The sequence below is a fragment of the Pseudomonas sp. R1-6 genome, assembly GCF_051132115.1.
GTDB lineage: Bacteria > Pseudomonadota > Gammaproteobacteria > Pseudomonadales > Pseudomonadaceae > Aquipseudomonas.
The window spans coordinates 1,990,321-2,010,663 of sequence record NZ_CP071662.1; the positions used below are offsets into that span (position 1 = coordinate 1,990,321).

The following is a 20,343-nucleotide window of genomic DNA, read 5'->3' on the forward strand; positions in this document are numbered from 1 at the left end:
CTGGCACGGAATGTATCGCTTGAGCAAAGAGCGCAGGTAACTTATGGTCGAGATTGTATCGGCTGTCCAATACACTTCTTGAAAACGGTTTCCATGGGATCGAGCACGCAGTTATAAGCCGCGATATTGGCATTGATCCATTCGTCTTTTTCGATTCCCCACCAACTTATTTCGAACCCGACATTCATGATGAGGTGCTCGAACAGGATGCGTTGGGCGCGGCCGTTGCCTTCTCGAAAGGGATGGATGACGTTGATATCGGAATAGGCGTCCGCCACGGCGACTATGAGTTCATCCCGGCCCATTGCTTCGAACCAATTCGCTGCCGCCATGCGGGCGAAAATCTTTTCGGCTTCCTTCTCCATGTATTCCGGTTGGCAGAAGCGAGTGTCCTGCTTGGCCATGCCAACGGTCCGCAGCTGTCCGGCCCATTCGAACAGGTCTGCGAACAATGCGTGATGGATGTTCTGAAGGTAAGCCAGGCTGTAAGGGGGCGGGTTGAATTCAACACTGCTCGCCGCGATCGCCGAAAGCTGTTGTTCGGCTTCGCCCAGGGTGGGTTCGTCGTGGATATCGAGTTTGTTGCGCAGGACCGTGGAGCCGGGATAGCAGTAGGCGTCCTCGCCGACGCCATATTTGTCGGGCATCAGGCTCGGGTCTTGGTGAAGGTCTTCAACACGTCTTCACGGGATGGCAGCTTGCGTTCGCCGTCCTCGAAAGACACTTTGAAGCCCTCCAGGCGCAGGCTCGCTGCGTAGTTGGACCTACGAGTCCTGGCCGCGTAGGCCTTCTTTGTTTCAAGGCTGACAGTGCCCATGGGGTTGGACCTCGAATCACGTGGGTGAGCGGATTATAGCCCATCGCGTAGCCAATGAGCCCATCTGTCACTGTCGGTTCGGCGGCTGGATTGACCAACGGAGCTTGCAACACGGCGCATCTGCGAATACTGTTCATGCATCCAGTGTCCGAGTGTTTTCCATGCAACTCATTGCCAAGCTAGGCATTCTTGCCGATGCCGCCAAATATGACGCATCCTGCGCCAGCAGTGGCGCCCCCAAGCGCAGTTCGCGGGGGCGGGACGGGCTTGGGGCCACGGATGGCATGGGTATCTGCCATAGCTACACGCCGGATGGTCGCTGTGTATCGCTGCTCAAGGTGTTGTTGACCAATTTCTGCCTGTACGACTGCCAGTACTGCGTGAACCGCCGCTCCAGCAATGTGCCGAGGGCGCGATTCTCACCCGAAGAAGTGGTCCGGCTGACCCTGGATTTCTATCGACGTAATTGCATCAGCGGCCTTTTCCTGAGCTCTGGCATCATTCGCTCGGCCGATTACACCATGGAGCAGTTGGTTCGAGTCGCGCGGTTGCTGCGCGAAGAGCACCAGTTCCGTGGATATATCCATCTCAAGACCATTCCCGACGCCGACCCGCTATTGATCGAAGAGGCCGGGCGGCTGGCGGATCGCCTGAGCGTGAATATCGAATTGTCCTCGGAGATCAGCCTCAAGCGCCTGGCGCCGGAGAAGCAACTGGCTACCATCCGTCAGGCGATGGGCACCATCCACGACGGCCAACAGGCGGTGGCGGGCGAGCCGCGGGCGCCTCGTTTTGCCCCGGCCGGGCAGAGCACGCAAGTGATCGTCGGGGCCGATGCCACTGACGACCACGCCATCCTCAGCAACGCCGAGTCGCTTTACCAGGGCTACGGCCTGCGGCGAGTCTATTACTCCGCCTTCAGCCCGATCCCCGAGAGCCCCGCCAGCGTGCCACTGGCCGCGCCACCTTTGCTGCGGGAGCATCGGTTGTATCAGGCCGACTTCCTCATGCGAGGCTACGGCTATAAGGCAGGCGAACTATTGAGCACATCCACCAACCTGGACCTGGACATCGACCCCAAGCTGGCCTGGGCATTGGCCAATCGTGATGTGTTTCCACTCGACCTCAACCGCGCCGAGCCGGCTTTGCTCGCGCGCATTCCCGGCATCGGCCTGCGCAGTGTCCAGCGGCTGGTGACACTGCGCAGGGAGCGGCGGATTCGCTACGACGACTTGGTGCAGTTGCGTTGCGTGTTGGAAAAGGCGCGTCCGTTTATCGTGACCAGCGATTACCGCCCCGCTGACGGCCAAGTGCGCAGCGGGCTGCTCCGAGCGCGCTTGCGCGACCCACAGCGGCCGGTGCAAATGGGGCTGTGGGCATGATCGCCCTCGATTGTGGCGACGATTTCAGCACCTGGCGTGACCAGGCCCGAACGCTGCTGGGCCACGGAATCGACCCCTGCGACGTGACATGGGCCCAGGGCCCGATCGCCGACCTGCTGGCTGTGCCGACGCCGCTGCCACAGGGCCCGGGGCCGTTCCAGACGCGCGTGCCGCCGGGGTTGTTGGGGCAATTGGAACAGGCCAGCCGCTACCAGGGCGAACAACGCTGGAATCTGCTGTACGAAGTGCTCTGGCGCGTCGCCCATGGAGACCGCACCGCAATGCTCGCTGGCGATCGATTGGGCAGCGAATTGCAACGGCGCATCAAACAGGTCAGCCGCGAAGCCCATCACCTTCATGCGTTCGTGCGTTTCGTACCGCTGCCGCCGGCGGTCGCCGAACAACTGCAGTTGGATCTTGTGGCTTTCCACCAGCCCGCCCACGACATCCTTGAAAGCGCGAGCGGGCATTTTGCCGATCGATTGGGCCGGCAACGCTGGCTGATCGCAACGCCCCGCGATGGCATTCGTTTCGATGGGCATTCGCTGGACTATCAACGCCGTTGCCCCGAGCAATGGCAACAATGGGCCCGCCACGCCGAAGATCCCGGCGCGGAACTGTGGCGCACCTATTATCGACACATCTTCAATCCGGCGAGGCTCAACCCCACCGCGTTGCGCCAGCACATGCCGGGGCGATTCTGGAAGCACTTACCTGAAGGGGATTTGATTCCTCAGCTGGTGGGGCAGGCGCGGCAGGGCAAGCAGAGGGATGGGCAGGCATTGGAAGTGGGGGAGAAAGTGGGGAAGCGGATAATCGCGGGCAGTGGGGCAGAGGTACGGGGCTGTAGACAGTCCTGAGCGCTCGATCACGGTTCACCTGTGCAAATTCCAAACAAGTTCTGTGCCGTCCGCGCTGTGTTCCGGCGCCAGCCATCCACCTAGGATTCCCTTCATTCACTCCATGAAAGAAGGAACTGCCCATGCAAAGCTTTACCCGTCGATTGCTCACCGCCTGTGTATTCTCAGGCGTTCTCGCCAGTGCCGGCGCCTCGGCCGAGAGTCATCCAACCATTCGTGCAATGTCTGGTGCAGTGCCCGTGAGCCAGTTGCCTGCCGGTAAAACCGCGTTACTGGTGATCGATTTTCAGAATGAATACTTCACCGGTAAGATGCCGATCCCTGACGGCCCGGCAGCGCTGGCCAACGCCCGGAAGCTGATCGAATTCGCCGATGAACACAAAATGCCGGTCTACCACGTTCAGCACATCGCACCCGCCGGCTCCCCTGTGTTTGCCATCGACGGTGAAACCGTGAAATTCCATCCTGATATGCAGCCCAGGCCCAATGACCCGGTCTTGCAAAAAACCACCGTCAGCGTGTTCGGCAGTACCGATCTGGACAAGCGTCTGAAAGCCGGGGGTATCGAGAACGTGATCGTCTCTGGCCTCATGACCCATGCGTGCGTGGCGGGCGCTGCTCGGGATGCGGCACCGCTGAGCTATAACGTGTTGGTGGCGGCCGATGCATCAGCTACGCGTGCGATTACCCGGGTCAATGGGGAATCGATCGACAAGGACGCCTTGCACAAGGCTGCCCTCGCCGAGATTGAGGATACGTTCGGCGATGTGATGAACACCGCCGAAATCGTCAAGCTACCGGTGCGCTAAGCCCCCTATGAATCAGATGCTCGCCATGCGTGTGTTCCGCTGCATCGCTGAGGCCCAGGGATTCTCAGCCGCCGCTGAGCGGCTGAACACCACGCACTCGTCGGTTTCCCGGCATTTGCATCAGTTGGAATCCACGTTGGGCGTGCGTCTGGTCAATCGCAATACCCGCCGCATGAGCCTTACGGCAGCAGGGGAAAGGTACTACGCAGCCTGCGTGGATATCCTTGACCGAGTCGATGCCGCGTCCCAAGCCGTCGCGCTGGAACACGAGCGTCCCTTCGGGCTGCTTCGGATCAGCGCGCCGCTGGTGGTAGGCACCTTGGAGTTGGCGCATTGGTTGCCGGCCTTCCAGGCGCGGTATCCGGAGATCCAGATCGATTTGTCTTGCTCTGATCCGTTGGTCGATCTGGTGGCCGATGGCTTCGACGTCGCGTTGCGGATTTGCGGGCCCTTGGCCGACAGCAGCCTGGTCGCCCGTTTGCTCAGCGTTTCACCGCTGGTGCTGGTAGCGGCGCCGGCCTACGTGTTCAAGTGCGGTTTGCCTCGCAGTGCTGCCGAACTCAACGAGCATCGGTTGCTGACGTATGGGGCGACTCCTCAGTGGACGTTCACCAGCGCCAGGGAAGGCCCCGTCACTCTGGATTGCCAGGGCATTTTTCATACAGACACCATCACTGCCTTGCACGCTTATGCCTTGTCAGGCGGCGGCATAGCCGCGTTTACCCTGGCGACGGTGCAAGATGACCTGCTGGCCGGCAGGCTGGTGCGGATCCTGCCTGAGCACACCCTAGGGGAACGGCATTACTACGCGCTTTACCCTCATGCCCGGCATTTGCCGGCCAAGGTGCGCGTGTTCGTGGAGTACATGACGCAGTATTACCGCGCGGTGTCAGGCGGATGAGCACAACGAAGCGCGCTCCAAGGTATTCCATGGCTTGCGCATGGTTGGCTTGCGGTTGGTGTAGGTGCAATGCAATCCCCCTGATCCTGGCGCGCAAATGTATTGCGCTGGCGGACCCGCAGGATGAAGCCGAGTCGCCAAGGTGGAGCCGGGCACCACGAGTCAATCAGCTTTAATGGCATCTGCCGGCCTGCGCAACGCCGCGATATCCCGCTTCGGGGACGCGCCGAAGAGACGGCTGTATTCTCGGCTGAACTGCGAGGGGCTTTCATAGCCCACCTGGTAGGCCGCGCTCGCCACGTCCAAGTGCTCGTTGAGCATCAGGCGCTTTGCTTCGTTCAACCGCAGCCATTTCTGGTATTGCAGTGGGCTCATAGCCGTGAGCTGGCGGAAATGGTGATGGAACGTCGGGGTGCTCATCTGCACGCGGGACGCGAGGTCCTCCACACGGACAGGCCCGGTGTAGTTGAGCTTCAACCAGTCGATGGCCTTGGCGATCCGGTAGCCTTGGCTGTCGACGGAGGCAATCTGCCTTAGCCGCGCGGCCTGGTCGCCCATCAACAACCGATAGTGAATTTCTCGCTGGATCAAGGGCGCCAGCACCGGGATGGCGTCGGGTTCATCGAGCAGGGCCAGCAGGCGCACGAACGGCTCGAGAAAATCCTGGGTGGCCGTGCCGATCCCCGCACCTATCCCGACGGCGCGCTCGACCCGTGGTATCACGCTGCCCTGGGCGATCAGATCCGCCACCATGCGCAAATCGAGTCGCATGACCAGCCCCAGGCAGGGCTGTTGCGGGCTGGCGGCCAACACTTCCGAGTTCGCAGGCATATCCAGCGAAGTCATAAGGAAACGTGCGGTGTCGTACCCATACGCCTGCCCCCCAATCCACACCTGTTTCATCCCTTGGGCGACGAGGACGATGCTCGGTTCGATCATGCAGGTCATGGGTGGGGCAGGGGCGTCGCGGCGGAAAAAACAAAGACCGGCAATTGACGTTTCAAAGTCGCCCGGTCCTGTCGTCCGGTTATCGATGAGGTTGGCGAGCCTCTGTTGGAGCGATCTGTCTTGGGCGGTCATGTCGATATCTGCGGGATTGAGAGCTATAGGCAGAACATTACCCCGCCAAGCGAAGCGTTGCCTATGGCAAACAGGCGGGTTCACAGGATCGGGCAAGAACTCCAGCGAAATGTTCTACCGGTCGCCCTTGCCGGTCGTTAAAACTGCACGTCACATTAAGCTCATCCGGAACGGCGCTCGCTCGCCGGGTCCATGCTCGGTGCAATCCCTAGACCCAAGAGAGGGGCTCCGAGCCCATCAAGCAATTTCAGGATTTTCATGACCGATACCTCATTGCCAAAACCACAGGGCAAACCTGCATGGGGCGCTGTGCTCGCCATGTCGTTGGCGGCCTTTGCACTCGTTGCGTCGGAATTCATGCCGGTCAGCCTGCTGACACCGGTGGCCGCAGACCTGCACATCAGCGAAGGACAGGCTGGTCAGGGCATCGCCGTCTCCGGTGCCTTTGCGTTAGTCACCAGCCTGTTCATCGCGTCGATCGCGGCGCGCATCGAACGCAAGTGGCTGCTCTCGGCGCTGACGCTGTTGATGATCATCTCCGGAACGGTGGCGGCACTGGCGCCCAGTTATCTGGTTTTCATGGTCGGGCGCGCACTGATCGGCTTTGCGATTGGCGGCTTCTGGTCGTTGTCGGCGGCGACGGCCATGCGCCTGGTGCCGCAGGATAAAGTCCCCCGGGCCCTTGCCATCGTCAACGGCGGCAATGCCTTGGCCACGGTCGTGGCCGCGCCGTTGGGCAGTTTCCTGGGAGCGATCATTGGCTGGCGTGGTGCGTTTTTCTGCATCGTGCCCGTCGCCGCGCTCGCCCTGGCATGGCTGCTGATGAGCCTGCCGTCGATGCCCATCCAGGCGAAACGGGGCGCCGCCAATCCTTTCAAGCTGATGGCCCGGGCGCCGGTTGCGTTGGGCATGCTGGCGGTCAGCACGTTCTTCATGGGCCAGTTCATGTTGTTTACCTACCTGCGGCCGTTCTTGGAGAGCGTGACGCGGGTGGACGTCTCGTTGCTTTCGCTGATGTTGCTGGCGATTGGTCTGGCGGGATTGCTCGGCACCTTCCTGATCGGTGCGCTCCTCAAAAAAGGCCTGTATCGCACGCTGATCATCATCCCGCTGCTCATGGCCGCGATCGCCCTGGCCTTGGTGGGGTTCGGCAGTTCCGCGTCCATCACAGCCTTACTGCTCGGCCTCTGGGGCCTGGTGGCCACGGCCGCGCCTGTGGGCTGGTGGACCTGGCTGGCAAGGACGTTGCCGGACGATGCCGAGGCAGGGGGGGGATTGATGGTCGCGATCGTTCAACTCGCCATTGCCTCGGGGGCCACGGTGGGCGGCGTGCTGTTTGACTTGAGCGGTTATCGCGCGACCTTCGAGACCAGTGCCGCGGTCTTGGTCGTAGCCGCAATCCTCACCATTCTGGCAGCTCGGGCGGCGGCTCGACCATCGACACAAGCGTCGCCCACCGTGACATACAGCACGGGGCGTTGACTTGGGAACCGTTGGGCGGCTGCGGTTGGTGGCACATTGATATCTTGGTAGACTTTGGACTCGTTATCTACCGAGTTGGTTAGTTGTGTCTACTGAGAGAATTCAACCCTTGGAGCAGGCCCTTCTGGCGGTAATAGCTGCTGCGGGAAAAATGGGCATCAGTTGCGATGAGTTATGCGCCCAAGCGGTGGGCGGCCTGGTGTCCGAACAGCACTGGACCTGGGTGGATGCCCAACATGCGGAGCGTGCCGCCGACGAGATCGACAATGCCATGGCGATCCTCATTGACCGGCAAACAGGGACGCCAATCAAAAGCGGGCCCGATGCGGCATTTGAATCGAATCGACTCTGAGAACGGGCAATCCGTTGAATCCCCGTTTGTGCTTAAATGCCCAAGCCTTCCTCGATGAACGACAGGAAAGTGTCTTCATCGAGGGTCACGGGTTCGGGCTTCTGCTGGCCGGTTGGCCGCAGATGCCAATGGGATTCGCCATGCATCCCCACTGTGCGCAGGATGCAGCGCTCCAATCCCTTCGTATGGATTTCGATGCATCCCTCGGCATCGGGGGAAAAGCGAGCGATCGGGTCGAGCAAGATGCGGCGGTGATTGCCCTCGATCACCAATTGGTCGATGGCATAGTTGTAAGTCGACCCGCTGGAATGGCTTTCAAACACATGGGTGGGGTTACGCCGGATAACCAGGCCCGCCTCACAGACCGGCGCCAGCCAGCTTTCAATCTGGCGGTACAGCTCGTACACCTGGCCAGGCCAGTGTTCAATCGCCAGGTCGGCGCAATGGTCAGTGTCGGCCGGCGCGCGTTGGGCCTGCCTCAGCTTTGCTGCGAGTTCGTCTGCCTTGCTCATGTCGATTCCCTGTCGTGGTGATGGGTTGAGCTTAGCCGAAGGGGCAGCGTGGGCGTTTGCGCTGGGTCATGGAAGCGCAATTGACGGTTAATGCTTGGCACCTGCCCCATCGGTTCGTAGCGGCATCCTTTCACTGTTCCCCCTGGCGAATTGCTCAGGCATCTCCGGCAACGAAGCCACGTGCACGGCGCGGGACGGCATGGCGAAGCGCACGCCGATCTTGGCGAACTCGTCCATCATCCCCAGGTTGATGGCTTGCTGGATGTCCATATAGACGTTGTAGCTGGGGTCCAGCACGATGTAGACCGTTTCGAATTCCAACGTGCTTTCGCCGAAACCGCGAAAGTGCGCGCGGTCGAAGCGGGTTTTCTCCTGGGCCTTGATGATGTTTTCGACGATGACGGGCACTTGCCGAAGTTGTTCGGTCGAGCATTCCTGAGGCAGGGCGAATTCGAAGACGATGCGGCGCTCCTGCAGGCGTTTGTAGTTCTGGATGGTGGTGCTGATCATCCCCGCGTTGGCCATGACGATCTGCTCGCCGCCCAGGCTGCGGATCCGGGTGGTCTTCAGGCCGACATGTTCCACGGTGCCCGCCAGGGAACCGACCACGATGAAGTCGCCGACTTCGAAGGGTTTGTCCACGGCAATGGACAGCGAGGCGAACAGGTCGCCGAGAATGTTCTGCACGGCGAGCGCTACGGCAATGCCGCCAACGCCGAGGCTGGCAACGAATGCTGTGATGTTCACGCCCAGGTTGGAAAGCATCGCCAGCAGCACCACTGCCCACAGGAACACTTTTGCGCCCCAGAGGCTCAAGGTGGCCAAGGCGCTTTTCTGATGGATGTCGCTGTGGCTGTGGCGCGCGAAATAGTGCAGCAAGGCCAGGGCGATCGCACGGTTTGCCCATAACCCCACCTGCAAGGCGGCGACGACGAACCAAAGGCTGCTGACCCGACCCAGCCAGCGTTCCGGCAGGTCCAGAACACCGATGCCGATCAGAATCGAGGCCAGCAATAGCAGGGTGTTGCTGGTGCTGGACAAGACCTCGACAGCAATATGGCTGACGTAGGCATCGGGCCTTTGCGCCCGTGCCCGTACGTTTTTCAACAGGAAGCCGATGCCGGCTCTGGCAACGATGAAACTCACCGTCATCACGCTGAGTGCCAGTAACCAATTGGCGATGGAAATGCCGAGCAGTTGGGTGTCGGTAAAAATGTCGAGAGAGCTTGAATCCATGGGTCGGGATCACCTGTGCCATTGCTGTTCAGGTTGTGCCCTGGCCGATTCGCGCAAGGCGCGGGCCGGGCCATGAACTTTGTTAGTTCATGTGGGCCAGGGGCCGTTCAAATTTATTCTCCGGGCGCGGCGCGTGCCTTGCGCTTGGCTTGTTTTGGATCCATTGCGCCATCCATCGACTTCCTCCTAAAGGCAAATTGCCGCCCCCCAAGCGGTACGCTAAGCTCGCGATTATTGGGGGCTTTTGAGCGACTCGCTCACTGTTTTGCCCTCCCCAGGATTTCGCTTGCCTATCCCCATCCACGATCCGAACCATGCGCCTGGCGGTGCCTTGAAACGCCTGCCTTTGCTCAAGGCCGCAGTGATGTTCATCGCAGCCGTGTGCCTGTGCCTCTGCGGTTTGCTCTTCTTGCAACTGGAGCAGTCCCGTCGGCATGACCTGGAGTCGGCGCGCCTCGCTTCGGCCAACCTCACCCGGGCCATGGCCCAACAGGCCCAAGACACATTCCTGCAAGCCGACCTGGCGCTTGCCAGCCTGGCCGACTGGATTCAAAACGACGGGTTCGGTCCGTCGACACGACCGCGCCTGCACCAGACGTTTGCCAGGCGGGTGCAGTCCCTGGAGCAGTTGCACGGTCTGTTCCTGTTCGACAAGAACGGCCAGTGGATCATTACTTCTTTCGAACACCTGCACAGGGGGGCGGGGGTGGCCGATCGGGACTATTTCAAGTTCCACCAGCAGAACGCCTCGCTGATCGCCCACGTCGGCCCAGCGGTTCGAAGCCGACAGAACGGTGAATGGATCATTCCGGTTTCCCGTCGATTGAACGACCAGAAGGGCAACTTCCAGGGCGTGCTGCTGGCCGGCATCAAGATGTCCTATTTCGATCAATTCTTTAAAAGCTTCAGTCTCGACGCCAAAGGCGAAATGTCTTTGGCGCTGTCCGACGGTACGTTGCTGGCGCGTCGTCCTTTCGATGAGGGACAGATCGGTCGTCCGCTTGCCGATGAGTACGTTTACGAACACCAGCACGCAAGCATGGGCGCCGGCGATACGGTGCTCCGCCCGGCGCCCGACGGCATCGTCCGGTTATATGGGCACCGGCATCTGCAGGCTTATCCGCTGATGGTGACCGCCGCGATGTCCGAACAAGCGATCCTGGCGGGCTGGTACGACAGGGCGTTCCAGTCCAGCCTTATCGTGGCCTTGGTGGTGTTGGGCGTTTGCCTGTTTGGTTGGGTCTTCGTGAGCCAGGTGCGCAACAGCGAGCGGATCGAGGCAGACTTGCGCAAGGCCCAGGAAGCGCTGGAGCTGATCGCCACCCACGACAGCCTGACCGGCCTGGCGAATCGGCGTTTATTCGAACGTGCCCTGGACATCGAATTCGGGCGAGGCGCTCGCCAGCGCAGCCCCCTGAGCCTGATCATGCTCGACATCGATTTTTTCAAACGCTACAACGACACCTATGGGCATGTTGCGGGGGACCACTGCCTGGCCGAGGTGGCGAAGGTGCTCAAGAGTTGCTGTCATCGCAAGGCCGACCTGGCGGTGCGCTACGGCGGCGAGGAGTTCGCCGTCCTGCTGCCCGACACCAACCTGCACGGTGCCATGGCATTGGCCGAGCAGATCCGCAGCTGTGTCATCGACAAGCACATCAGCCACTCCGCTTCCCCCTCTGGCTACCTGACGGTCAGCCTCGGCTGCTATGCCTTCGTGCCGAGCAGCCTGGACAGTACCGAAGTGTTTATCCAACGGGCGGACGCTGCGCTCTATCAGGCCAAGCACAGCGGTCGAAACTGTGTCGCGGTCCTATCCAGGGAAGGCGCGCTGGATGCGCTGGAGCGTTCCGACCGTTGAGATCCGTTGGAATCATCGGCGGCGGATAACGGTCCATTGGTCAACATGCAGGCTAGGCGTGGGCCCTTTCGTCAAATCTTGTGGGCTCATCATCTGGCTGGACGATGGCTGCTAAGGTTAAGAAAGCGCAACGGTCCGATGCGGTTCACGCCGTGACCTTTGCACGGCGAAGCCAGCGCCGAAAGGATAGGAACAGGTCAATGGATACCACTGCCGATACCCCCTCTGATGTCTCGCGTCATACGCCGATCACCCGTCGCCTGGTGGCGGCCCTTGGCGTGTTGTTTGTCCTGGGGGTTCTGGTGGCCGTCGCCGCGCTGTTCAACATCGCGCAAAAGCTGGATGCACAGGATGTGGACGAGACCCGCTTCTATATCCAGCGTGCCCTCGATAATCGCATCACAGCCACGAAAAACTACATCACCAGCTACGCCTACTGGACCACTGCCTACGAGCACCTAAGCGGCGAGGTCGATGTGCAGTGGGCCTATGCCGACCAGAACATGGGCAAGACCCTGTTCACCAACGATGAACTAGAAGGTGTGTTTGTCATTGACCGTGAGCGCACCAAATATGCCGTGGTGCGGGGCCAGCAGGTCCAGGCAGACGCGGCGGCGTTCATTGATATGCCGCTGAAGGACCTCGTGGATGAGCTCCAGGCACAACCTGACCTGACCAGGCCGATGATTCGCTACACCTTGTTCGAAGGCTGGCCGGCCGTCGTCACGGCTTCGGTGATTGTGCCCAACGACGAACGTCCCCAGGTCAACGCCAGGGAGACGTCGATCCTCCTGTTCGTCGACCAACTGACGCCGGTGAAACTGCGCAAGGTGGGCATGGGTTACGGCCTGACCGACCTGAACCTGGTGAAAGACACCACATTGGAGCCCGGCCAGCCCGCGGTGCCGTTGGACAGTACCGGCTACAGCTTGATATCGCAGCTGCAGCGGCCGGGCCAGCATTTGCTGTGGTCACTGGCTCCGCCGTTGGGAGGCGCATTGCTGATCCTGGCGTTGCTCACTGCCTATTTTTTCCGGTATGCCATGCGCACGGCTCGACAGGTGGACGCCAGCTACGACAGCCTTGAAAAATCGAAACAAGCGCTCGAGGCCAGCGAAGAACGTTTTCGCGCCGTGGCCGAGGCGGCGTCCGACTGGATATGGGAGATCGACAGCCAGCAACGCATCACCTATCTATCGGCTCGCTTTAATGTCGTCACGGGTTTTTCCGACCAGCAGTGGCTGGGCCAGGAGATCGAGCAGTTGCTGTTCTGCGACACCCTGCCCATTGCTTCCTGGCTGGGCAACCTGGTCGAAGAACAGAACGCCAGCAACCTGCGCTGCTCTTACCGCGATCATTCCGGGCAATTGCGATTCTGTCGGGTCTCGGCGCGACCGATCCAGGACAAGGCAACCGTGACGGGCTATCGCGGCACGGCCAGCGACATCACCGATGAGGTGGCCGCCCACGCTCAAGTCCAGCATCTGTCGCTGCATGATGCGCTGACCGGACTGCCGAATCGCAACAAGTTGGCGCGACACCTGGACGACGCGTTGATCGCCAAGGAGCATTCCGCGCCGTTGGCCCTGCTGATGGTGGACCTGGACAACTTCAAGCCGATCAACGATTCCCTGGGCCATGCGGCGGGCGATGCTGTGTTGCTGGAAGTCGCCCAGCGCCTGCGCGACAGCACGCGTGAACAGGACCTGGTGGCGCGCCTGGGAGGGGATGAGTTCGTGATAGTGCTCAGTGGCGTGGAGCACTCCACTGAAATCGACCGATTCTGTACGCGGCTCATCGACAGCCTGCAGCAACCGATCCACTACGAGTCCCATTCCCTGCACATTGGTGCGAGCATCGGCGTTGCCGTGAGCCGACGCCAAGGCTACGTACCAGGCGAGTTGATCCGCTGCGCCGACATAGCCCTGTACCAGGCCAAGTCCGAGGGTAAAAAGACCTGGTGCTATTTCGCCTCGCACATGAACGATCAGATCCAGCATCGTCGTCAGTTGGAAAACGACCTGCGCCAAGCGGTGAAGAACAACGAATTCATTCTGCATTTCCAGCCTCGCTACACGGTCGACGGCCAGGAGATCGTCGCGGTGGAATCGCTGGTGCGCTGGCAACATCCAACCCAGGGTCTGTTGAGCCCCGATGCCTTCATTCCGCTGGCCGAGCAAACCGACCTGATCGTCCCGCTGTCGCGCTGGGTACTGCGCGAGGCGTGCGAAACCGCGCTCACCTGGCCAGGATCGCTGATGGTTTCGGTCAACCTGTCACCGGCGCAATTCGAACGCAGCGATGTGGTCGAGGATGTCCGCCAGGTATTGATCGAAACCCACTTCCCGGCGAGTCGCCTGGAGCTGGAGATCACCGAAAACGTCATGCTGAACGACGTGGATGGCGCGCTCCAGGTGATGAATGCGCTCAAGGAATTGGGGGTGCGCTTGAACATGGACGATTTTGGTACCGGTTACTCATCCCTCGGCTACCTGCGCACATACCCGTTCGACGGCATCAAGATCGACAAGCGCTTCATTGCCTCGATGAGCAATAGCAGCAACGACCGCGCCGTGGTCCAGGCGATTATCAACCTGGGCAAGGCGATGGGCTTGACCGTCACGGCGGAGGGCGTGGAGACCCTGGCCCAATTGGGTTCATTGGGCACCGATGAATGCCACGAAGTGCAGGGCTATTTTCTTAGCCGGCCAATCGACAAGCAGGCATTTGCTGCCTTGCTTGAAAGCAGCCAGTCCATGTCAAGAACCGGTTCCTGAGCAATGATTGCAACCCCCGAGGCCTGTCGCCGGTCACAGCTATGTCTTGGCATTCAGGAATTATTCGCCCATGAAGAATCTGCGGATCGCGACGTTCAACATCAACGGCATTCGGGCGCGGTTGCCTAACCTGCTGGAATGGCTGGAGCGGGAAAAACCCGATATTGCCTGCCTGCAAGAGCTCAAGGCTGCGGACAAGGACTTTCCCGCCGCCGAGTTGGAGTCGGTGGGATATGGATCGATCTGGCATGGCCAGGCTTCATGGAACGGTGTGGCGATCCTGGCCCGTGATGCGCAACCCCTGGAGAGTAGACGCGGGCTGCCAGGAGGAGAGGAAGACAGTCACAGTCGTTATCTGGAGGCGGCGGTGCATGGCGTGCTGGTGGGCTGCCTCTATTTGCCCAATGGCAATCCCCAGCCCGGTCCGAAGTTCGACTACAAGCTGGCATGGTTCGAGCGCCTGATCGACTATGCGCAGGCACTCCAGGCGAGTGATCATCCGGTGGTGTTGGCTGGGGACTACAACGTGGTGCCAACCGACATGGATATCTACAACCCACGCTCCTGGCTCAAGGACGCGTTGTTGCAGCCCGAAAGCCGGGAGTGCTACCAACGACTGCTGGACCAGGGGTGGACGGACTCCCTGCGTCACCTCTACCCGGAGGAGCGGATATATACGTTCTGGGACTATTTTCGCCAGCATTGGCAAAAGAACTCCGGGCTGCGCATCGATCACCTGCTGCTCAACCCCGTGGCCAGTGCATACCTGAGCGACGCGGGCGTGGATGCCTGGGTCAGGAACCAGGAGCATCCCAGTGACCATGCGCCTACCTGGATTCGCTTGTCTTCGCGCAAGCGACGCTGAAGGTTCGAGCGGACCAGGCATTCGTGGGATTTGTCCGTAGGAAGGAAATGCCTTATACCTGCCCAATCGCAGCGCGCTAACCCAAAGCCCTGCCTTGACAGGAAAGGACATCCCCATGAGCCAACCTCGACTGAGCGACACCGGTCGCTATCTACGACGCCTGGGCTTTGACACGGCGCCGCCTCCAACGCTGGAAACGCTGCGTCAGCTTCAAAAGCGCCATACGGCCGAGTTTCCCTTCGAAACCCTCTCGACACTGTTGCGCCAGCCGGTCGCCATCGACCTTGAATCCGTCGAGCGGAAGGTTTTCGAACAGGGCCGTGGCGGTTATTGCTATGAACTCAACCAGTTGTTCCTGGCGCTGTTGCAAACCCTGGGCTTTGATGCCCAGGGCATCACTGGACGCGTTGTGATGAACGCCGCCGAGGGCGCCTGGACAGCGCGCACCCATCGCTTGAGCGTGGTGACGCTCAGTGGCGTGCGCTATATCACCGACGTCGGTTTCGGCGGTATGGTGCCCACCGCGCCGCTTTTGCTGGATAGCCGCGATATCCAGCACACGCCCCATGAGCCGTATCGCATCGACGTCAGCCCGGATGGCTACCTGCTGCGCGCCCAGGTCGGCGATGAATGGCGCCCGATGTACCTTTTCGACCTGCAACGCCAGGAGGAAATCGACTATACCGTGGGCAATTGGTACGTCTGCTCCCATCCCGAATCACCGTTCATGGGAAGGCTGATGGTCGCCCGTACCGGTGAGGGACTCCGTAGGACGCTCAACGGCAACAGCTATGCCGTGCACCGGATCGGGCACGAAAGTGAACGACGCACCATCAACGACGCGGATGAGCTGATCACGTTGCTGGAAAATGAATTCAGCCTCACTGTGCCGCCCCGGGAACTGCTGCGACCCGCAATCGAAGGGCTGTTGGTGTGATGTCTTGAGCGTTTTGGTTTAGCAATTGCATTCCCTGTCAGCGACGGATGCGCAACAAGTTGTATACAACTCTATGGACATTTGTCCTGACTTTTGAATACAGTGTGCGCATAACAAAAAACAGGGAACCCCCGAACCATGAAAACGCCCCATGTTTCACTCCCACGGCCCGAGGACGAAAACCTCGGGGTCGGCGCGAATATGGCTTACGGCCTGCAACATGTCCTGACCATGTACGGTGGCATCGTCGCGGTGCCGTTGATCATCGGCCAGGCGGCCGGGTTGTCCCCGGCCGACATCGGTCTGCTGATCGCGGCTTCGTTGTTTGCAGGGGGGCTGGCGACGTTGTTGCAGACCCTGGGCCTGCCGTTTTTTGGTTGCCAACTGCCGCTGGTCCAAGGCGTTTCGTTCTCCGGCGTCGCAACCATGGTTGCAATTGTCGGCACCGGTGGGGAGGGCGGCTTCCAGGCCATCCTCGGCGCGGTGATTGCCGCCTCCTTGATCGGCCTGCTTATCACGCCGGTGTTTTCCCGCATCACGCGTTTTTTCCCACCTCTGGTGACCGGCATCGTCATCACCACCATTGGCCTGACGTTGATGCCGGTGGCGGCACGCTGGGCAATGGGCGGCAACAGCCATGCGCCGGATTTTGGCAGCATGGCCAACATTGGCCTAGCCGCGGTGACCCTGGTGTTGGTACTGGTGCTGAGCAAGATGGGCAGCGCGACGATTTCGCGGTTATCGATCCTGCTGGCGATGGTCATCGGTACGGTCATCGCGGTGTTCCTCGGCATGGCCGATTTTTCGTCAGTGGGTGAGGGGCCAATGTTCGGCTTCCCGACACCTTTTCACTTCGGCATGCCGACCTTTCATATCGCCGCGATTCTGTCGATGTGCATCGTGATCATGGTGACGCTGGTGGAAACCTCGGCCGATATCCTGGCAGTGGGCGAGATTATCGACACCAAGGTCGATTCCCGGCGTCTGGGCAACGGCCTGCGAGCAGATATGTTGTCGAGCATGATCGCGCCGATCTTCGGATCGTTCACCCAGAGCGCCTTTGCCCAGAACGTCGGCCTGGTGGCAGTGACTGGAATCAAGAGTCGTTTCGTGGTGGCGACAGGGGGTGTGTTCCTGGTGGTGCTTGGGCTGTTGCCCTTCATGGGCCGGGTAATCGCCGCCGTGCCGACCTCCGTGCTCGGAGGCGCTGGTATCGTGTTGTTCGGTACCGTTGCCGCCAGCGGAATCCGGACGCTGTCGAAGGTCGATTACCGCAACAACGTCAACCTGATCATTGTCGCCACGTCCATTGGCTTCGGCATGATCCCCATCGCCGCACCGAACTTCTACGATCATTTCCCGAGCTGGTTCGCGACGATCTTTCACTCCGGCATCAGCTCATCGGCCATCATGGCCATCATGTTGAACCTGGCCTTCAACCACTTCACCACCGGCAACTCCGATCAACAATCGGTATTCGCCGCCGGCACCGAGCGGGTGCTGCGTTATCAGGACCTGGCGGCGCTACGGGAAGGTGACTATTTCAGCGACGGCAAGTTGCACGACTGCGACGGTAACGAAATCCCCGTCGTAGCCGCACCTGAGCATCCCACTGGGGATCATGGCCCGGTGCGATTGAAAAGCGGTGAGCACGTCTAGCCTTGGCGAAACCCCAGCCCAACAAAAAGCAGCCTGTGATGATCAATCACAGGCTGCTTTTTTTGTTTCGCTTTAGAGGGGCCGTTTACCAGCGCCCGTAGTGCCCACGTGGCGGACCGTAGTAATAGCCCCTCGGTGGCCCGTAATACACCGGGGCCGGGCGATAATAGATCGGCTGCTCGATATACACCGGCTGTGGCTGGTAGTAGACCGGTGGAGGTTGCTGCACGTAGACCGGCTGTGGCTGAACGTAGACGGGCTGTTGTACGTAAACCGGCCGGTCTCGGTTGATGAGCGCGGAGCCGACAATGGCAGAGCCGACGATGGCGCCGAACACTGCGGGCCCCTCCCAACCACCGCGACCATGGGCGGATGCCTGGCCGGTGACCGCGAGTGCCCCCACGAGCAGGGCGATGATAGGGAGTTTGCGTTTCATGGCGTTTCCTCGTTCCGACCCCGGCGCCTGTGGCCTGCTACAGACCCGAATAAGGGCGCGGGGATACTTGCTATGACAGCGATTTTCCCAGGATTTGCGGCGCTGTTGGGTAAAGGTTGTGTAAGGTCTGCGACAGATTTTTTTTACGAACACCGAGTCGGTTCGCTGCGCACGGTGTCTGATCATCGATGAACCGGTCGGGACGACACTCCCGTCCATCCGAAAGTGGCTTGAAGGAGACGCACATGCAGATGAACCCCAACAAAGACACCCAGCTATGCATGTCGCTATCGGGGCGCCCGGGCAATTTCGGCCTGCGTTTTCACAATCACCTGTATGAGCAGTTGGGGCTCAACTTCTACTACAAGGCGTTCACCAGCCAGGACCTGGCCGGGGCAGTGGGCGGTATCCGTGCCCTGGGTATCCGCGGGTGCGGTGTGTCGATGCCATTCAAGGAGGCCTGCATTGCCTTGGTCGATGAGCTGGATCCTTCCGCCGCTGCCATCCAGTCGATCAACACCATCGTCAATACCAATGGTCATTTGAAGGCCTACAACACGGACTACATCGCCATCGCGCAACTGTTGCAAAGCCATGCCGTGCCCAAGGAGTCAACATTTGCCTTGCGCGGCAGCGGTGGCATGGCCAAGGCAGTCGCCAGCGCCTTGCGCGACGGCGGCTATACAAACGGCTTGATCGTTGCCCGCAACGAAACCACCGGCCGAGCGCTGGCCGACACGCTGGGTTACGAATGGCAAGCCGAGTTGGGTGACCGACGGCCGCAGATGCTCATCAACGTCACGCCGATCGGCATGACCGGCGGGGCGGAAGCGGACCTGTTGGCATTCGAGCCCGCCGCCATCGCTGCCGCCGACACTGTGTTCGATGTCGTGGCGATTCCTTCGGAAACGCCGTTGATCGTGCATGCCAGAGCGGAAGGCAAACGGGTGATCACCGGCCTTGAGGTCATTGCGATCCAGGCGTTGGAGCAGTTTGTCCTGTACACCGGCGTTCGGCCCAACCTGGAACAATTCGACAAGGCCGTGGCGTTTGCCCGAGCGGTGTAGGCCCTGTCATTCCAATCGTGCCAGCCGTTCTTCCAGCGCTGCGATTCGCGCTTCTAGCTCTTCGATACGCTCCAGCGATACGCCGCCGGCCGCGCTGCGTTCGGTCGGCTGGTGACGCGCGGCGAGGATCGCCTCGATGTCTGCCGGGTCGCCCATGGCATGCATGTAACGGTCTTCCCGTTGGCCGGCCTGGCGCGGCACCAGCAACGCGAGGCCACGAGCGATCAGGCGCTCCAGCTGATGCACCACCTGCTCGGTGTCCTCGAAATCATGCATGCGGCCGCTGCGGGTCAGCAGCTCATTGACGGTCTGCGGGCCGCGCAGGAACAGCAATCCCATCAGGATCACCTGGGCCGGCACCAGTTCCAGCGCCTTGTCGACCCGGTGCTCCCAGCGGTCGGCGCGACTGCCCATCACCAACCGGGTGAAACCACGTCCTTCCAGGGCTCGCAGGCTTTGGCCGACTGGCCCCGGGTTGAGGTTCATCACCGGTTCGCGGCTGGTTTTCTGGTTGCAAGCCAACACCAGCGCGTTGAGGGTGAGGGGGTAAGTCTCGGGATTGGTGGCCTGCTTTTCGATCAGGGCGCCAAGAATGCGGATTTCCGTGCTGTTGAGCCGCGGTTCTTCGGCCGGGCTTTGTTCTTCGATGCTCATCGCGCGTTCCCTATGCTGTGGAAGCCGCCTAGCCTAATCCTTGCGCAATAAAAGACAAGGTGCGCAACAAGCCGTGGCTATAATCGCCCACGTTTGATTCGTTTCCTTCCATTACTCCATGAGATCGCCATGACTATTTCCCTGTACGCTGCCTCCGTCCCGGTTTTCAAGCAAATGCTCAATGCCCTGAGCGATGTTTTGAACAAGGCCGAGGCCCACGCCACCTCCAAGAACATCGATCCGAACGCGCTCTTGCAAGCGCGCCTGTTCCCGGACATGTTCCCATTGGTACGCCAGGTGCAGATTGCCGTGGACTTCGCCAAGGGCGTGTCCGCGCGCCTGGCCGAGATCGAAGTGCCGAAGTATGACGACAGCGAGACCACCTTCGCTGAGCTGCAGGCATTGATCGCCAAGGTGCTGGCTTTCATCGATGGCATCAATGCCGAGCAGATCGACGGCAAGGAAGGCATCGAAATCGTGACCCGTCCGGGCACGCCGAAGGAAAAACGCTTCACTGGCCAGAATTATCTGCTGACCTACGGCTTGCCGCAGTTCTTCTTCCACGTGACCACCGCATATGCACTGCTGCGTCACAATGGCGTGGAAGTAGGCAAGCGCGATTACATGGGCGCGTTCTAACTCCCGCAGGCATGAAAAAG

20 protein-coding genes are annotated in these 20,343 nt (G+C 60.5%); 13 read left to right on the top strand and 7 right to left on the bottom strand.

Features of this window, described 5'->3' with window-relative positions; all coding sequences use genetic code 11:
• Positions 1-41: 41 nt before the first annotated feature.
• Together J3P81_RS09190 and J3P81_RS09195 are read right to left on the bottom strand one after the other, a co-directional pair.
• Entirely contained in the window at positions 42-647 is a 606-nt protein-coding gene (locus J3P81_RS09190) for a putative adenosine monophosphate-protein transferase Fic (RefSeq protein WP_434563300.1), read from the bottom strand.
• Positions 647-817 (bottom strand): YhfG family protein, encoded by a 171-nt coding sequence (locus tag J3P81_RS09195; RefSeq protein WP_085987050.1) that lies wholly within the window; start codon positions 815-817, stop codon positions 647-649. The genes J3P81_RS09190 and J3P81_RS09195 overlap by 1 nt, the downstream gene beginning before the upstream one ends.
• 161 nt (positions 818-978) lie before the next feature.
• Here J3P81_RS09195 and J3P81_RS09200 point away from each other — a divergent pair, with 161 nt between their 5' ends.
• From J3P81_RS09200 to J3P81_RS09215, 4 genes are all read left to right on the top strand, one after another.
• Entirely contained in the window at positions 979-2,199 is a 1,221-nt protein-coding gene (locus tag J3P81_RS09200) for a putative DNA modification/repair radical SAM protein (RefSeq protein ID WP_434563302.1), read from the top strand.
• The gene (locus J3P81_RS09205; protein WP_434563304.1) at positions 2,196-3,059 is read left to right on the top strand and encodes a TIGR03915 family putative DNA repair protein; all 864 of its coding nucleotides are present in this window, start codon (positions 2,196-2,198) and stop codon (positions 3,057-3,059) included. Before J3P81_RS09200 ends, J3P81_RS09205 begins: the two co-directional genes overlap by 4 nt.
• Positions 3,060-3,181: 122 nt before the next feature.
• On the top strand, positions 3,182-3,868 hold the full coding sequence (locus J3P81_RS09210) for a cysteine hydrolase family protein (RefSeq protein ID WP_434563306.1): 687 nt from the start codon (positions 3,182-3,184) through the stop codon (positions 3,866-3,868).
• A gap of 7 nt (positions 3,869-3,875) precedes the next feature.
• Entirely contained in the window at positions 3,876-4,769 is an 894-nt protein-coding gene (locus tag J3P81_RS09215) for a LysR family transcriptional regulator (protein WP_434563308.1), read from the top strand.
• A 162-nt stretch (positions 4,770-4,931) separates the two neighbouring features.
• On the opposite strand, the gene J3P81_RS09220 is transcribed toward J3P81_RS09215, so the two are convergent.
• Positions 4,932-5,849: an AraC family transcriptional regulator gene (locus J3P81_RS09220; protein WP_434563310.1), complete on the bottom strand. Its 918-nt coding sequence runs from the start codon at positions 5,847-5,849 to the stop codon at positions 4,932-4,934.
• A gap of 258 nt (positions 5,850-6,107) precedes the next feature.
• Here J3P81_RS09220 and J3P81_RS09225 point away from each other — a divergent pair, with 258 nt between their 5' ends.
• Together J3P81_RS09225 and J3P81_RS09230 are read left to right on the top strand one after the other, a co-directional pair.
• Positions 6,108-7,331 carry an MFS transporter gene (locus tag J3P81_RS09225; RefSeq protein ID WP_434563312.1) on the top strand — a complete coding sequence of 408 codons (1,224 nt, stop codon included), beginning with the start codon at positions 6,108-6,110 and terminating at the stop codon, positions 7,329-7,331.
• A 109-nt stretch (positions 7,332-7,440) separates the two neighbouring features.
• Positions 7,441-7,683: a hypothetical protein gene (locus J3P81_RS09230; protein WP_434563314.1), complete on the top strand. Its 243-nt coding sequence runs from the start codon at positions 7,441-7,443 to the stop codon at positions 7,681-7,683.
• A gap of 32 nt (positions 7,684-7,715) precedes the next feature.
• Here the strand turns inward: J3P81_RS09230 and J3P81_RS09235 are convergent, their stop codons facing one another.
• Both J3P81_RS09235 and J3P81_RS09240 read right to left on the bottom strand, forming a co-directional pair.
• Positions 7,716-8,195 (bottom strand): hypothetical protein, encoded by a 480-nt coding sequence (locus J3P81_RS09235; protein WP_434563316.1) that lies wholly within the window; start codon positions 8,193-8,195, stop codon positions 7,716-7,718.
• Between the two features lie 87 nt (positions 8,196-8,282).
• Positions 8,283-9,431 (bottom strand): mechanosensitive ion channel family protein, encoded by a 1,149-nt coding sequence (locus tag J3P81_RS09240; RefSeq protein ID WP_434563318.1) that lies wholly within the window; start codon positions 9,429-9,431, stop codon positions 8,283-8,285.
• A gap of 286 nt (positions 9,432-9,717) precedes the next feature.
• Between J3P81_RS09240 and J3P81_RS09245 the strand changes: the two genes are divergently transcribed.
• The 5 genes from J3P81_RS09245 (at position 9,718) to J3P81_RS09265 (ending at position 17,527) form a co-directional block, all read left to right on the top strand.
• Positions 9,718-11,289, top strand: a complete 1,572-nt coding sequence (locus J3P81_RS09245) for a sensor domain-containing diguanylate cyclase (RefSeq protein WP_434563320.1) — start codon at positions 9,718-9,720, stop codon at positions 11,287-11,289.
• Positions 11,290-11,489: 200 nt separating this feature from the next.
• On the top strand, positions 11,490-14,066 hold the full coding sequence (locus J3P81_RS09250) for a bifunctional diguanylate cyclase/phosphodiesterase (protein ID WP_434563323.1): 2,577 nt from the start codon (positions 11,490-11,492) through the stop codon (positions 14,064-14,066).
• Positions 14,067-14,136: 70 nt separating this feature from the next.
• Positions 14,137-14,931, top strand: a complete 795-nt coding sequence (gene xth / locus J3P81_RS09255; RefSeq protein WP_420764647.1) for an exodeoxyribonuclease III — start codon at positions 14,137-14,139, stop codon at positions 14,929-14,931.
• 115 nt (positions 14,932-15,046) lie between these two features.
• Positions 15,047-15,868, top strand: coding sequence for an arylamine N-acetyltransferase family protein (locus J3P81_RS09260; RefSeq protein WP_434563325.1), 822 nt, complete (start codon positions 15,047-15,049; stop codon positions 15,866-15,868).
• Between the two features lie 138 nt (positions 15,869-16,006).
• On the top strand, positions 16,007-17,527 hold the full coding sequence (locus J3P81_RS09265) for a nucleobase:cation symporter-2 family protein (RefSeq protein WP_420764645.1): 1,521 nt from the start codon (positions 16,007-16,009) through the stop codon (positions 17,525-17,527).
• An 85-nt stretch (positions 17,528-17,612) separates the two neighbouring features.
• Here J3P81_RS09265 and J3P81_RS09270 read toward each other — a convergent pair whose 3' ends face one another.
• Positions 17,613-17,963 carry a hypothetical protein gene (locus tag J3P81_RS09270; RefSeq protein ID WP_039589121.1) on the bottom strand — a complete coding sequence of 117 codons (351 nt, stop codon included), beginning with the start codon at positions 17,961-17,963 and terminating at the stop codon, positions 17,613-17,615.
• 245 nt (positions 17,964-18,208) lie between these two features.
• Between J3P81_RS09270 and J3P81_RS09275 the strand changes: the two genes are divergently transcribed.
• Positions 18,209-19,030 (top strand): shikimate 5-dehydrogenase, encoded by an 822-nt coding sequence (locus J3P81_RS09275; RefSeq protein WP_420764644.1) that lies wholly within the window; start codon positions 18,209-18,211, stop codon positions 19,028-19,030.
• A gap of 6 nt (positions 19,031-19,036) precedes the next feature.
• Here the strand turns inward: J3P81_RS09275 and J3P81_RS09280 are convergent, their stop codons facing one another.
• Complete coding sequence (locus J3P81_RS09280) at positions 19,037-19,684, bottom strand: YceH family protein (protein WP_420764643.1); 648 nt, start codon at positions 19,682-19,684, stop codon at positions 19,037-19,039.
• Between the two features lie 129 nt (positions 19,685-19,813).
• Here J3P81_RS09280 and J3P81_RS09285 point away from each other — a divergent pair, with 129 nt between their 5' ends.
• The gene (locus tag J3P81_RS09285) at positions 19,814-20,323 is read left to right on the top strand and encodes a DUF1993 domain-containing protein (RefSeq protein WP_434563327.1); all 510 of its coding nucleotides are present in this window, start codon (positions 19,814-19,816) and stop codon (positions 20,321-20,323) included.
• The last annotated feature ends 20 nt before the right edge of the window (positions 20,324-20,343 follow it).

What these genes read in the sequence shown, in the direction of transcription:
- J3P81_RS09275 (WP_420764644.1), top strand. Translation starts at nt 18,209, where the DNA reads ATGCAGATGAACCCCAACAAAGACACCCAGCTATGCATGTCGCTATCG.
- J3P81_RS09215 (WP_434563308.1), top strand. Translation starts at nt 3,876, where the DNA reads ATGAATCAGATGCTCGCCATGCGTGTGTTCCGCTGCATCGCTGAGGCC.
- xth (WP_420764647.1), top strand. Translation starts at nt 14,137, where the DNA reads ATGAAGAATCTGCGGATCGCGACGTTCAACATCAACGGCATTCGGGCG.
- J3P81_RS09210 (WP_434563306.1), top strand. Translation starts at nt 3,182, where the DNA reads ATGCAAAGCTTTACCCGTCGATTGCTCACCGCCTGTGTATTCTCAGGC.
- J3P81_RS09265 (WP_420764645.1), top strand. Translation starts at nt 16,007, where the DNA reads ATGAAAACGCCCCATGTTTCACTCCCACGGCCCGAGGACGAAAACCTC.
- J3P81_RS09200 (WP_434563302.1), top strand. Translation starts at nt 979, where the DNA reads ATGCAACTCATTGCCAAGCTAGGCATTCTTGCCGATGCCGCCAAATAT.
- J3P81_RS09225 (WP_434563312.1), top strand. Translation starts at nt 6,108, where the DNA reads ATGACCGATACCTCATTGCCAAAACCACAGGGCAAACCTGCATGGGGC.
- J3P81_RS09235 (WP_434563316.1), bottom strand. Translation starts at nt 8,195, where the DNA reads ATGAGCAAGGCAGACGAACTCGCAGCAAAGCTGAGGCAGGCCCAACGC.
- J3P81_RS09250 (WP_434563323.1), top strand. Translation starts at nt 11,490, where the DNA reads ATGGATACCACTGCCGATACCCCCTCTGATGTCTCGCGTCATACGCCG.
- J3P81_RS09240 (WP_434563318.1), bottom strand. Translation starts at nt 9,431, where the DNA reads ATGGATTCAAGCTCTCTCGACATTTTTACCGACACCCAACTGCTCGGC.
- J3P81_RS09285 (WP_434563327.1), top strand. Translation starts at nt 19,814, where the DNA reads ATGACTATTTCCCTGTACGCTGCCTCCGTCCCGGTTTTCAAGCAAATG.
- J3P81_RS09205 (WP_434563304.1), top strand. Translation starts at nt 2,196, where the DNA reads ATGATCGCCCTCGATTGTGGCGACGATTTCAGCACCTGGCGTGACCAG.
- J3P81_RS09270 (WP_039589121.1), bottom strand. Translation starts at nt 17,963, where the DNA reads ATGAAACGCAAACTCCCTATCATCGCCCTGCTCGTGGGGGCACTCGCG.
- J3P81_RS09195 (WP_085987050.1), bottom strand. Translation starts at nt 817, where the DNA reads ATGGGCACTGTCAGCCTTGAAACAAAGAAGGCCTACGCGGCCAGGACT.
- J3P81_RS09190 (WP_434563300.1), bottom strand. Translation starts at nt 647, where the DNA reads ATGCCCGACAAATATGGCGTCGGCGAGGACGCCTACTGCTATCCCGGC.
- J3P81_RS09260 (WP_434563325.1), top strand. Translation starts at nt 15,047, where the DNA reads ATGAGCCAACCTCGACTGAGCGACACCGGTCGCTATCTACGACGCCTG.
- J3P81_RS09220 (WP_434563310.1), bottom strand. Translation starts at nt 5,849, where the DNA reads ATGACCGCCCAAGACAGATCGCTCCAACAGAGGCTCGCCAACCTCATC.
- J3P81_RS09280 (WP_420764643.1), bottom strand. Translation starts at nt 19,684, where the DNA reads ATGAGCATCGAAGAACAAAGCCCGGCCGAAGAACCGCGGCTCAACAGC.